This is a genomic window from Streptomyces sp. NBC_00162 (genome assembly GCF_024611995.1).
Lineage (GTDB): Bacteria > Actinomycetota > Actinomycetes > Streptomycetales > Streptomycetaceae > Streptomyces.
In genome coordinates, this window is the sequence record NZ_CP102509.1 from 8,126,999 (window position 1) to 8,139,327 (window position 12,329).

General features: G+C 70.1%; 13 protein-coding genes. 7 read left to right on the forward strand and 6 right to left on the reverse strand.

The genetic code is table 11. The features are described 5' to 3' along the window. Positions 1–244 precede the first annotated feature (244 nt). Genes JIW86_RS37495 through JIW86_RS37515 form a run of 5 tightly spaced genes read left to right on the forward strand, consistent with a single transcriptional unit; the run spans position 245 to position 4,464 of the window. The gene (locus tag JIW86_RS37495; protein ID WP_416237641.1) at positions 245–1,705 is read left to right on the forward strand and encodes an ATP-binding protein; all 1,461 of its coding nucleotides are present in this window, start codon (positions 245–247) and stop codon (positions 1,703–1,705) included. 6 nt (positions 1,706–1,711) lie between these two features. After that, positions 1,712–2,119 (forward strand): roadblock/LC7 domain-containing protein, encoded by a 408-nt coding sequence (locus JIW86_RS37500; protein ID WP_215140381.1) that lies wholly within the window; start codon positions 1,712–1,714, stop codon positions 2,117–2,119. After that, positions 2,116–2,475, forward strand: coding sequence for a DUF742 domain-containing protein (locus JIW86_RS37505; protein WP_215140380.1), 360 nt, complete (start codon positions 2,116–2,118; stop codon positions 2,473–2,475). The genes JIW86_RS37500 and JIW86_RS37505 overlap by 4 nt, the downstream gene beginning before the upstream one ends. Further along, positions 2,456–3,076 carry a GTP-binding protein gene (locus JIW86_RS37510; RefSeq protein ID WP_215140379.1) on the forward strand — a complete coding sequence of 207 codons (621 nt, stop codon included), beginning with the start codon at positions 2,456–2,458 and terminating at the stop codon, positions 3,074–3,076. Before JIW86_RS37505 ends, JIW86_RS37510 begins: the two co-directional genes overlap by 20 nt. Then, positions 2,983–4,464 (forward strand): cytochrome P450, encoded by a 1,482-nt coding sequence (locus tag JIW86_RS37515; RefSeq protein WP_416237703.1) that lies wholly within the window; start codon positions 2,983–2,985, stop codon positions 4,462–4,464. Before JIW86_RS37510 ends, JIW86_RS37515 begins: the two co-directional genes overlap by 94 nt. Before the next feature lie 54 nt (positions 4,465–4,518). Here the strand turns inward: JIW86_RS37515 and JIW86_RS37520 are convergent, their stop codons facing one another. From JIW86_RS37520 to JIW86_RS37530, 3 genes are all read right to left on the reverse strand, one after another. Beyond that, a complete protein-coding gene (locus JIW86_RS37520; RefSeq protein WP_257558783.1) occupies positions 4,519–5,616 on the reverse strand; it encodes a terpene synthase family protein in 1,098 nt (365 codons plus the stop codon). Then, complete coding sequence (locus JIW86_RS37525; protein WP_322975579.1) at positions 5,613–6,620, reverse strand: SAM-dependent methyltransferase; 1,008 nt, start codon at positions 6,618–6,620, stop codon at positions 5,613–5,615. The genes JIW86_RS37520 and JIW86_RS37525 overlap by 4 nt, the downstream gene beginning before the upstream one ends. 63 nt (positions 6,621–6,683) lie before the next feature. Then, the gene (locus JIW86_RS37530; RefSeq protein ID WP_257558786.1) at positions 6,684–7,718 is read right to left on the reverse strand and encodes a helix-turn-helix domain-containing protein; all 1,035 of its coding nucleotides are present in this window, start codon (positions 7,716–7,718) and stop codon (positions 6,684–6,686) included. Positions 7,719–7,840: 122 nt separating this feature from the next. On the opposite strand from JIW86_RS37530, the gene JIW86_RS37535 reads away from it, so the two are divergent. Then, the gene (locus JIW86_RS37535; RefSeq protein ID WP_257559595.1) at positions 7,841–8,869 is read left to right on the forward strand and encodes a saccharopine dehydrogenase family protein; all 1,029 of its coding nucleotides are present in this window, start codon (positions 7,841–7,843) and stop codon (positions 8,867–8,869) included. A gap of 94 nt (positions 8,870–8,963) precedes the next feature. Here the strand turns inward: JIW86_RS37535 and JIW86_RS37540 are convergent, their stop codons facing one another. Next, entirely contained in the window at positions 8,964–9,359 is a 396-nt protein-coding gene (locus tag JIW86_RS37540; protein WP_257558787.1) for a RidA family protein, read from the reverse strand. 136 nt (positions 9,360–9,495) lie between these two features. Here JIW86_RS37540 and JIW86_RS37545 point away from each other — a divergent pair, with 136 nt between their 5' ends. Continuing rightward, positions 9,496–10,470 (forward strand): helix-turn-helix transcriptional regulator, encoded by a 975-nt coding sequence (locus tag JIW86_RS37545; RefSeq protein ID WP_257558788.1) that lies wholly within the window; start codon positions 9,496–9,498, stop codon positions 10,468–10,470. A 4-nt stretch (positions 10,471–10,474) separates the two neighbouring features. On the opposite strand, the gene JIW86_RS37550 is transcribed toward JIW86_RS37545, so the two are convergent. Together JIW86_RS37550 and JIW86_RS37555 are read right to left on the reverse strand one after the other, a co-directional pair. Continuing rightward, a complete protein-coding gene (locus tag JIW86_RS37550) occupies positions 10,475–11,581 on the reverse strand; it encodes a sensor histidine kinase (RefSeq protein WP_257558789.1) in 1,107 nt (368 codons plus the stop codon). Then, positions 11,574–12,269 (reverse strand): response regulator transcription factor, encoded by a 696-nt coding sequence (locus tag JIW86_RS37555; RefSeq protein ID WP_257558790.1) that lies wholly within the window; start codon positions 12,267–12,269, stop codon positions 11,574–11,576. The genes JIW86_RS37550 and JIW86_RS37555 overlap by 8 nt, the downstream gene beginning before the upstream one ends. Positions 12,270–12,329: the final 60 nt, after the last annotated feature.

The following is a 12,329-nucleotide window of genomic DNA, read 5'->3' on the forward strand; positions in this document are numbered from 1 at the left end:
TGGGCGGGCTCCCGCCGGTGGCGGAATCGGGCGCTATTGATGGCGCATAACGGTTCCTCCGGTCCGATGAACTCCAACGAAACCGCGCATGCGGGCAGTTGGGCGTAGTTATGCTCCCGCCCACCGATCAGAAGGTCCCTTTTTTCGATAGTTCGAGGACGCCGATGGAGCAAAAAGACATTCCACCCGAAACCGCCCACCACCTTGAGGGGGAACAAGCCGGACGCTGCCCGCGATCGCGGCCGTGGCCGCCGCCTGCCTGGTCGGGGCGCTTACCTCCTCCTCGGAACCGGTGGGCACCGCACTGATCGCCGCAGGCGCCGCTTGCACCGCCGCGGTGTTCGTCGAAGCGGTACGGCGCGGCCGCGCGCTCGCCGCCCGCAGTGCCCAGGTCGCGGCTCTCCAGCATGTCCTGTCCCGGCAGGAAGCCGAGGCGGTCCGACTCTCCGCGGCGGTGCTGCCCGAGGCCATCGAGCGACTGCGCAAGGGCGAGCTGGCCGAAGAGGTGTTGACCTCCCTGGGAGGGCGCGGCGGACACGGCAGCCGCTGGGGCGAGGACGCGGCCCTGACCCCGCGCTTCAGAGCCGCCCTGCAGGCCGTGCTGGCCCACGTCATCGACGCGGTCGACAACGAGGAGAGTCTTCGCGACTCGGCGCAGCGGGCCTTCGTGAACGTCGCCCGCCGCGTGCAGGCGATCGTCCATCAGCAGGCCCACGAGATGCGCGAGATGGAGGACCGGCACGGCCGCAACCCGGACGTGTTCGGCGACCTTCTGCGACTGGACCACGGCACCGCCCTGATCGGCAGGCTCGCCGACTCCATCTCGGTCCTCGGCGGTGCGCGCCCCGGCCGCCAGTGGAGCAGGGCCGTCACCTTGTACAGCGTGATGCGCGGCGCGATGTCGAGGATCATCGACTACCAGCGGGTGGAACTCCACTCGGTCTCCGAGGTCGCCGTCGTCGGCCCGATCGTGGAGCCGCTGATCCACACCCTGGCAGAGCTGCTGGACAACGCCACCCGGTACTCACCGCCGCACACCCGGGTCCACCTCACCGCCGTCGAGGTGCAGTCGGGCATCGCCGTGGAGATCGAGGACGGCGGCCTGAGCATGAGCGACGAGGCGCGCGGACGCGCCGAGAAGCTGCTCGCGCAGGCGCAGTCCGGCATCGACCTCAACGACCTGGGCGAGACGCCGAGGCTGGGCCTGGCGGTGGTCGGCCGGCTGGCGCAGGCGTACGGCTTCCAGGTGTCCCTGCGCTCTTCCGCCTACGGAGGCGTCCGCGCCGTGGTCATCGTGCCGCAGCACCTGATCACCACGGCGTCCGCGGCGACCGGTCTCGCCCACGGCATCGGCTCCTCCTCGGGGCCCAGGGCAGTGGCCGCCGCACCGCGCGAGCACCCCCTCGACCGCTCGTCGGCCGGCGTGTTCGTGCCCCGGCCGGCACAAGCACCGGCACCGGCGCCCAGGCCGGTGCCTGTCAGCAGCGTGCCGACCACCGAACGTACCGCGACCGGCCTGCCGCAGCGACGCCGGAAGGACCGTGTCACCACCTCCGACGCCCAGCCCGCCGCGAGGCCGCAGTCGGCGGACGACGGCGGCCCCGGAATGTGGCTGGAGGCGTTCCACAGCGGACTGTCCAGTGAGCCCGGCCAAGAAGCGCAGGGCGCCCAGGACGCGTCGGGTTCAGCGACCAAAGGGGCGTAAGCAGTGATGACTCAGCGAAGCAGCAGCATGGACTGGATGCTCAAGGACCTGGCCGCCGGAGTGCCGCAGACGCGGCACGTGATCGTACTGTCCGCGGACGGGCTCTGCGTGGCGCAGCACGGGGCCGAGACCGACACGGCCGACCGCCTGGCAGCCGCCTGTGCGGGCCTGCAGAGCCTCGCCGGAGCGGTGGCCGCGGAACTGCCCCGCTCCGAGGGCAGAATGCGCCTGGTCGTGATCGAGATGGACGGCGGGTTCTTCTACCTGATGGCCGCCGGCAACGGCTCCTACCTCGCGGTCCTCGCCGACGAGGGTGTCGACGCGGGCCTGATGGGCGCGCAGATGCGCAACCTGGTGACCCGAATGGGGGAGCACCTGAGCAGCCCGCCCCGACATGACGGGCAGCCCGCGTGAATGAGCCGCCCACAAGCTGGGAGGACGGCAGCCCCGAACGGCTCTACGTCATCACCGGCGGACGCAGCGGACCCTCCACCGCTGTCCATCTGGACCTCGTGACCTTAGTCGTGGCCAAGGCGCCCGTCCGGCCCGAGATGCAGCCCGAGCAGGCGGCCATCCTGCGGATGTGCCAGTCACCGCTCTCGGTGGCCGAGATCGCCGCGTACGCCGGCCTGCCCGTGAGCGTCGTCACCGTGCTGGTCGGAGACCTGATGGCCGCACAGCGCGTGCACGTCCGTCCGCCCATTCCCGCCGCGCAGCTACCCGACCTTGCTCTGATCGAGGCAGTGATCGATGGACTACAGAAACTCTGACCCGCCCGCCGGGCCGTCCCGCGCGGACATACTGCCGCAGACGGCCGCGGCCGCCGTGAAAGTCGTCATCGTCGGCGGTTTCGGCGTGGGCAAGACGACGATGGTCGGTGCGGTCAGCGAGATCAAGCCGCTGACGACCGAGGAAACGATGACCAGGGCCGGCGTCGGCGTCGACGACACCTGGGGCGTGGCCCGCAAGATCACCACCACCGTGGCCATGGACTTCGGCCGCATCAGCATCAACGACGAACTCGTGCTGTACCTGTTCGGAACACCGGGCCAGGAGCGATTCTGGTTCCTGTGGCGCGGGCTCTTCGAGGGCGCGCTCGGAGCGGTCGTACTCCTCGACACCCGTCGGCTGGAGATCAGCTTCGATGTCATCGGACGGCTCGAGGAGCGGGGCGTCCCCTTCGTCGTGGCCGTCAACTCCTTCCCCGGCGCGCCCGAACATCCGGTGGAGGAACTGCGCCAGGCCCTCGATCTGCCCCCCGCCGTCCCGATCCTCGTCTGCGACGCCAGACGACGGGACTCGTCCCGCGATGTCCTGCTGACCCTCATGCGCTACCTGCATTCCCAGGCAGCCACCCAGGAGGCAATGTGAGTACCCACCCCACCCCACCGCCCGAGTGCCCCGCCCACGCGGCGGGAACGGCGGACGGCATGTACCGACTCCACGGAGCGGAGGCTCAAGCCGACCCCCTCGCGCTGTACGAGAAGCTGCGGGCCGAATACGGGCCGGTGGCCCCGGTGCTGGTGAGCGGAGACCTTCCGGCATGGCTGGTCCTCGGTCACCGGGAGAACCTGGACGTCGCGCGCACCTCCTCGCGCTTCGCCCGCGATCCCCGGGGCTGGCGCGACATGAGAGAGGGCCGGGTACCGGCCGACACCCCGCTCGGCCCCATGGTCTCCTGGGTGCCAGTGTGCAACTTCACCGACGGGCCCGTTCACGAGCGGCTGCGCTCAGCCGTGGTGGAATCCCTGGAGCGCTTCGACAAGCGCGGCATCCGCCGCTACGTGACCCGCTTCGCCAACCAGCTCGTCGACCAGATCGCAGGCGAGGGATACGCCGACCTGGTCTCCGCCTTCTCCGACCAGCTCCCCATGCTGGTCATGACGCAGCTCATCGGTGCACCGGACGAACACGGACCCCTGCTGGTCAACGCGGCACGCGACATGCTCCAGGGAACCGAGACGGCCCTCCAGAGCGACCGCTACGTCACTGACACGCTGGAAAACCTGGTCGTGGAGCGCAAGGCCAAGCCCGCCCGTGACCTCGCCTCCTGGCTGATCGAGCATCCCGCGAACCTGAGCGACACCGAAGTGCTGATGCACCTGCGCGTCGTGCTGATCGCGGCCTACGAGACCACCGCCAACCTGATCGCCAACACGCTGCGGACCGTACTGACCGACCCGCGCTTCCGGGCGAGCCTCTCCGGAGGCCAGATGACCCTGCCCGACGCCCTGGAGCAAGTCCTCTGGGACGACCCGCCGATCAATACGATCATCGGGCGCTGGGCCACCGGTGACACCCTGCTCGGCGGCCAGCAGGTGAAAGCCGGCGACATGATCCTGCTCGGCCTGGCCGCGGGCAACGCCGACCCGCAGATCCGACCGGACCCCGAGGTCTCCGTCCACGGCAACCGCTCCCACCTGGCCTTCAGCAGCGGACCGCACGAGTGCCCGGGCCAGGACATCGGGCGTGCCATCGCGGACACCGGCATCGAAGTCCTGCTGGACCGGCTGCCCGACCTCCAGCTGGCGGTCGACGCGAGCGAGCTCCAGTGGCGTGGCACCCTCATGTCACGCCACTTGCTGTCACTGCCGGTACGGTTCGCCCCCCGTTCCGTGCCGAATCCGCAACCCCAGCCCGAGCAGCCGTCCGGGCACTCTGCGCACGCGCTGATCCCGCCGCAGCCGACGGCAGCGCCCGCGGTCGGTGTTCGCCGGCGTGGCGTCAGCTGGTGGCGCCGGCTGCTCGGCCGCCGCTGAACAGGCCCTCTGCGCCAGGGCCCCGGCCACACCGGCCGGGGCCCTCGACATCGCTCAGCCGCGTACCCGGCGCCACCAGGACGCGAGAGCCGGCAGATCCGGTGGCTCGAATCCGGTGACGCAGGGGTCATCGGCGAACCGGACCGCGAACCCGGCTTCCTCGAGCGGCAGCTCGTACCGATTGCGCGGACTGGCGTACCGGGGGGCCCGGCTCTGCCACGTGATGGAGCCGGCCATGTAGTGGCCCAACGCCGCCAGGTGACGGCGCAGTTCCCCGTCCGCACCCTCGTCCAGCTGTGCCCGTAGCCTCACGAAGAGGACCATCACCCGGTCACGCAAGGCAACCGCGAGCGGCACCGCCTCGGCGGGGGAGCAGTTCTCCTGATGGGCGAGGACATTGACGAGATTCACCTCGCGCGGCTCCAGGTGGTCGTCCTTGTCGTAGGAGAACAGGTCGTTGTCCGCGCTGACGACGAATCCCGCCGCGTCCGTCAGCGCCGTCAGGGCGGGGGAACAGAGCACGTCCGCCGGCAGCCGGTCTCCGCGTGCGACGTCGGACCAGGTCAGCGAGAAGCGTGTACCGTTCGCCAGCGGCCCCATGGCGACGAAGTCGTTCAGCCCCGGCATGGTCCCGGCCTCGGCCTGGGCGGCCCGCCAGGCCGCCCCGAGCAGCCAGTCCCGCGTCCCCTCGACGAACCTTCGCAGTTCGTAGGGGGTGAGCATGGCGTGGGTGCGGCCCACCAGGTCCAGCAGCGCGCGGGTCATGGGCCCGTCGGGCAGCACGGACACCCCGGGGTCCTCGATGGTTCGCAGCAGACGCGCACCGTGTTCGACGACGGCACCCGTCCCCACCTCGTCGGAACCCGAATCCTGCCAGTCGTCGACGGCGTTGGCCCAGTAGTTCCACTCGGTGAACAGCAGGAGGGCCTCCACGTCCCCGTCGGGGATGATGCGGCAGGAGAAGTCGGCGCTGTGGGTGGCGAGACCCCACGCGCGTTCGACCGGATCCGGGTACAGGCCGAAGGCGTCCAGCCACTCGACCGCCCAGGCCTCCACCTGCTTCGCCTCGGGATGGACGAGGTCGCGCTCCAGGGGGCAGTAGAAGGACGGCAGGCGCGAACCGAGGCGGGAGGGGCGCGGGGAGACGGTCATCGGCCGCCACCGATCCGGAAGTGCAGCAGCCGCGTCTGCACCGCGTGGTCACGCCAGAGCCGGAAGAACCTGCTGTGCGCGATCGTCGACTGCTCGAGCCGTTCGCCGGTCCAGGCGCCGGGTCCGACTCCGGCGCCCGCTCTGAGCCGGTCGAGTTCGGCGGTGTTCCACGCCATGGACTGCACCCAGAACTCCGCCACCGAGTCCGTCACGTCCTCGTCCTGTACCAGTTCAAAGCCGGCGGCCTCGGCCGCGGCCAGGTATTCCCCGCGCCGCCCCAGCCGCGTTCTGTAGTAGCCGTCCATGAACTCGCGCCACTCGGAGCGGCCCACGAAGTGCTCCTGGATCCCGAACCATCCACCGGGCACCAGCGCCTTGGCGACGACCTCGAAGAGCCGGGTCCGGTCGGTGTAGCCGCTGCTCTCGTTGGCGTAGACGGCGTCGTACGCACGGGTCTCGTCCAGGTCGTGGACATCGGCCAGTACGGGCGTCACCCGCCCCGTGACCCCCGCGTGACGGGCGAAGTGCCGGACGATCGGGACGTGTTCCGCCGCGACGGTGAGGCTGGTGACCGATGCCCCGTGCTCCTGCGCCCAGTACAGCGACGTGCCGCCCAGGCCGCAGCCGATGTCCAGCAGCCGCCGGGGAGGCGCCTCGTACGCGCCCCACGAACGGGCCGCGTGCTCGACGATCCGCTCCTGCGCAGCGGACAGGCGCTGCTGCAGTGTGCTCTGGGAGACGGTGGTCTCCGGGGGTCGTCGGGATACAGCCCTACGTGGAAGTGCACTCGGGGGCCCGGACCGTACTTCTGGAGGATCTCCTGTGTCTTGCGGGTGTAGTAGAGCCGCACCGAATCGTCCGGGGCCAAGCCCTGGTCGCTGCCTAAGGACGATACGAGGGGTATGACGCGCATGGGGTGTCCGCCCTTTCGTGGGGTAGGGCTGGTCTTCGGGACACGCTGCCGCCGCTCTCACCGCGTCCCGACCGGCACACTGTTGAAGCACGGATCATCGTGGCACTTCGCGGGCCCCACGTCAGCCACTGGAGCAGCACGGAGCAGCATCCGTTCATACGTGCGGCATCGGGGGAACTCCACTGCGGGCTTCCGCTGCGTCGGCAGCCCCTGGCCGGTGGTGTCGCCCGCGGTTGTCGGTGTGGGAGCGGGCATGGGAGCGGAAGGTGCGGCGGTAGGCGTCCGGTGGGACGCCGACGGTCCGGTGGAAGTGCCGGCGCAGGGTGGTGGCCGTGCCCATGCCGGTGGCCGTGGCGATGGTGTCGATGGTGTCGTCGGTGGTCTCCAGGAGTTCCTGGGCGTGGCGGATGCGTTGGATGTGGAGCCACTGCAGCGGGGTGGTGCCGGTGAGCGACTTGAAGTGGCGGCCCAGGTGGCGAGAGCTCATCCGTGCCTGGCGGGCCAGGTCTTCCACGGTGAGGGGTTCGTCCAGCCGCCCGAGGGCCCAGGGGAAGAGGGTGGCGAGCGGATTGTTGCCCGGGGCGGGGACGGGGGTGGCGATGAACTGGGCCTGGCCGCCGTCGCGGTGTGGTGGTACGACCAGCCGGCGGGCGATCTTGTTGGCATTCGACGAGCCGTGGTCGAGGCGGACGAGGTGCAGGCACAAGTCCATGGCCGCGGCCTTGCCGGCGGAGGTGAGCACGTCGCCGTTGTCGACGTAGAGGACGTCCGGGTCCACCGTGACCTTCGGGTGGCGCCTGGCCAGTTCCCCGGTGTGCGCCCAGTGTGTGGTGGCGCGCTTGCCGTCCAGCAGGCCGGCGGCGGCCAGGACGAAGGCCCCTGTGCACAGGGAGGCCACGCGTGCGCCCGCCGCGTGTGCTGCGCGCACGGCGTCGACGAGTTCCGCCGGCGGGTCCACATCGGTGTCGGCCCAGCCGGGGACGATCACGGTGTCGGCGTGCGCGAGGTGGTCGAGCCCGTGGTCGGGCTCCAGGCGGAAGCGGTCGACCTGCACGGCGCTCGATCCGCAGAGCGAGAAGTGGTACCAGGGGTCCACGATGTGGGTCAGGTCCGATCCGAAGACCTCGATCGCCATGGACAGTTCGAAATGCAGCATGCCGTCAGTGACGGCCAACGCGACAGTACGCATGTCCGGAATTGTATGGGCCGTGTCGTTCCAGACTCTCGTGCAGGGTCCTCTTCCTCGCCAGGATGGCCATGACAGATCGCAGCGACCAACTGCGGATCAGGCGAGTGCAGGGGAGCAACCTCATGGGATCGGGCCAGACGGTGGCGGTGTTCGGTGCGTACGGGCACACGGGGCGTTTCGTGGTGGCGGAGCTGCTGAAGCGCGGGTACGTCCCGGTTCTCTCCGGCCGCGACGCCGACAAGCTGAAGGCATTGGCGCACGAGACCGGGCTGGACGTTCGCGTGGCGTCGGTCGACGACCCGGCCTCGCTCGACCACGCCCTGGCCGGCACAGCGGCCGTGATCAACTGCGCGGGCCCGTTCGCCTCGACGACCGCCCCGGTGATCGAGTCGGCCCTGCGGGCACGGATCCCGTACCTGGACGTGGCGGCCGAGATCGAGGCCAACCTCGACACCTTCGCGCACTTCGCCGACCGGGCACGCGAGGCGGGAGCGGTCATCGTCCCCGCGATGGCCTTCTTCGGCGGTCTCGGCGACCTGCTGGCCACCGCGGCGATGGGCGACTGGACCAGGGCCGACTCGGCGCACATCGCGTTCGGACTGAGCAGCTGGCACCCCACCGCCGGGACGCGCCTGTCGAGCGCTGTCTCCCGGGAGCGGCGCGGGGATTACCGGCTGCGCTACACCGGCGGCCAGTGGGAGCACCGCACCGACGCCCCGCCCACCCTGGAATGGCCCTTCCCCGAGCCGATGGGCCCGCGTTCCGTCATCGGGGAGTTCACGATGGCCGACGTCGTGACCGTACCCAGCCACCTGTCCATCCCCGACGTGACCACCTACATGACGGCAGAGGCGGCCCGCGAGGTAGTGGCCTCCGACACGCCCGCGCCGGCCGCAGCCGACGAGAGCGGCCGGTCCGACCAGACCTTCCTCATCGACGCCGTCGTGCGCTCGGGCGACACCGAACGACGAGCCGTCGCGCGCGGTCAGGACATCTACGCCGTCACCGCGCCCCTCGTCGTGGAAGCGCTCGAGCGAGTCCTCACCGGGCGCACCCATGCGGTCGGCGTCGCCTCGGCGGGAGAGATGTTCGACGCCCCCGATTTCCTGAGTGCGCTGTTCCCGCACATCACTCTCGAACTCCACCCGTAACGAACTGCTCCCGCACCTCGCGCCGGCAGCCACCCATCTGCCTGCTGCTCGTGCCGGTTCAACCGGCCCGAGCAGCAGGGGCGGTGAGGTCACATCACGCGACCGCGGTCCCCTCGAGCTCGACCATCTGGCCGGGGATGGCCAGTCGCGTCACCCCGAGCATCGTGGAGGTCGGCGCGACCCCGGCGGCACCCAACCGCGCCGCCAGCACGCCGTAGTGCTGGAAAAGCCGATCGACGTCGGTCGTGTAGACGTTGAGCCGGACGAGGTTCGCGAGAGACATGCCGGCCTCGCCGAGCACGGCCTCCAGGTTGTCGATGCTCAGCGTCAACTGCGCCGCAATGTCACCGTCATGCCGGGGCTTGCCTTCGCCGCTCATCGCGGTCTGCCCCGAGATGTACAGGGTCCGTGTGTGCCCGGAGACGACCTCACCCTGGTTGAATCCCAACTCCTGCGACCACGTCACCGGGTTGACCGCCGTTCGTTCCACTGCCACGTCAGCTCCATTCGATTCATCGGGAGTGCGTACGTCCAACGGCTCGGTAGCCACCGGTTTCGACGTCGCGTGAACGAGCCTCCCAACAAATCACGACACCCTCTGTCATGTATTCCGTTAACGTTCTCGTATGCGCGCCGACCGGTTGGTCTCCCTGGTGCTGCTGCTGCGTCAGCGCGGTCGGCTGACTGCGGACACGCTGGCCCGCGAGCTGGAGGTATCCACCCGCACCGTGCTGCGCGACATCGAGGCGCTCTCCGCGGCCGGCGTCCCGGTCTACGCCGAACGCGGCAGGCACGGCGGTTTCGCACTGTTGCCGGGTTTCCGGACCGAGCTCACCGGACTGAACCACGACGAGGCCCTCGCTTTGCTGACGGCCGGATCGGGGCGCGGCGAGCAGGTGTTCGGCCTCGGCTCGGCGCTCGCTTCGGCCATGCGGAAGGTGGTCGACGCGCTGCCCGAAAGTCACCAGGCCACCGCGAGCGACGCGGCCCAGCGATTTCTCGTCGACCCGGAGACCGACCTGCTCTCACGCCGGATGGTCGCCGAGGAGGTACCCGGCGCCACGATGATCGAGGTCAGGCGCGCGGTGCTCGCCGGCCACAAGCTGCGCATCCACTACGCGGCCACGGGCCAGACACCACAGTGGCGCACAGTGGACCCGATCGGCCTGGTCACCGTACGCGACCGGGCCTACTTGCTGGCCACGAGATCTGGCGAGAACCGCACCTACCGGCTGTCGCGGGTGTTGGCCGCCGAGGAACTCCCTGAAACGGCACAGCGACCGAACCGGGTCGATCTGGACCGGATCTGGCGGGAACGCTCCGCGGAGTTTCTTTCCGGCGGCGACCACATCACCGTGCTGGTACGGGTGAACCCGGCGCGGCGCGAGGAGTTGCTGGCCACCGCGCTGGCCGTCCGCGCAGAAGAACCCGACGCAGACGGCTGGCTGCGACTGGAGGTGACCTTCCAGGATTCACGACACGCGGAATGGGCGCTGTGGCAGCTCAGCACGGACGCGGAAGCCCTGGCCCCGCAGTCGTTGCGCGCCTCCCTGCGCAACCGCGCCGCAGCGATCGTCACCCGCTACGGAGACTCGTCCTGAGGATCTAGTGGGCCCCGCTCGGGGACGGTGCCTGCGGCGTGCCGGGAAGCCGGACCGTGACGAGGAGGCCGCCGGCGGGACGGGGGACGAGGCCGAGGGTTCCGTCGTGGGCGCGGACGATGCTGTGCACGATGGCCAGGCCGAGGCCGACGCCGGCGTGCTCGTCGGTGCGTACGCGTTCCGTTCCCCGCTGGAAGGGTTCGGTGAGGGTCGGTACCAGTTCCGGTGAGAGCCGAGGACCTGTGTTCTCGACCCGCAGCACGCTCGTGTCGCCTTGCGCCTCGGTGTGGACCGTCACGGTGCCGCCGGCGGGGAGGTTGTGGACGATGGCGTTCTGGACGAGGTTCGTCACCATCCGCAGCAGGAGCTCCGCGGAGCCGCTGGTCCGGGCCGCCCCGCCGGTGACGTCGAGCGTGATCCGGCGCTGTTCGGCTAGGGGGAGCAGCGTTTCGGCGGCTTCTTCGGCGGTGAGGGAGAGGTCGACGCTCTCGCGGGTGAAATCTCCGCGGTCGCCGCGGCTGAGCAGCAGAAGGGCCTCTGTGAGGTCGATCGCCCGCGTATTGACAGCGCTGAGGCGTTCGATGAGTTCGCCCCGGTCCCGCGTGGGGTCCTTGCGGGCGACGTCGAGGAGCGTCCGCGAGATCGCCAGCGGGGTGCGCAGTTCGTGGGAGGCGTTCGCGGCGAACCGCTGCTGCTCGGCGACGTGGGACTCGAGTTGTTCGAGCATCGAGTCGAACGCGTCGGAGAGTTCACGGAATTCGTCCTGGCGGCCCTTCATGCGGATCCGGTGGGACAACGACCCGTTCCCGGCCATCCGTGCCGCATCCCTGATCTGGGTGAGCGGTGCGAGCATCCGGCCGGCGAGGATCCATCCCCCCAGGAGGCCGAACACGAGCAGGAAGACCATCGCCACGGCCGCGGCGGGGGCGAAGGTGTGCACAAGGAGGTAGCGGTTGGGTGAGATCCCGAGAAGGCCCTGGGAGTTGTCGGGTACGTAGCGCAGCAGGAACACCCACACCACGGCCAGCAGAAGAGCACCGGCGACGGCGAGGAATCCGGCGTAGCTGAGGGTGAGTTTCAGCCGGGCGCTGAGCCCTGGGCGCCTATGCATGCGTGCTGCCGGGGGCGATGGTGTCCCTGCCGTTGTCGATCCGGTAGCCGACGCCGGGCACCGTGGCGATGATCCACGGTTCGCCGAGCCGTTTGCGCAGTGCGGAGACGGTGATGCGCACGGCGTTGGTGAGGGGGTCGACGTTCTCGTCCCAGGCCCGTTCCAGCAGCTCTTCGGCGCTGACGACCCCGCCCTCGGCGGCGACGAGGACTTCCAGCACGGCGAACTGTTTGCGGGTGAGCGCGACGTAACGTCCGTCGCGGAAGACCTCCCGGCGGAAGGGGTCGAGCCGCAGGCCCGCGATCTCGCGGACCGGGGGCCGGGCGTACGCGCGTCTGCGGTCGAGCGCCCTCAGCCGCAGGACGAGCTCCCGCAGCTCGAACGGTTTGGTGAGGTAGTCGTCGGCGCCGAGCTCGAACCCGGAGGCCTTGTCGTCGATGCGGTCGGCAGCGGTGAGCATGAGGATCGGGATGCCGCTGCCGGAGGCGACGATGCGCCGGGCGACCTCGTCGCCGTTGGGGCCGGGGATGTCGCGGTCGAGGACCGCGAGGTCGTAGGAGTTGACGCTGAGCAGTTCCAGGGCGGAGTCGCCGTCGCCGGCGATGTCGGCGGCGATCGCCTCCAGCCGCAGACCGTCACGGACGGCTTCGGCCAGGTAGGGCTCGTCCTCCACGATCAGTACGCGCATGTCCGAAGCCTAAGCGGCACAACATGTCGCCGACGCGTGCAAAGACGTGTGCAGACCGGA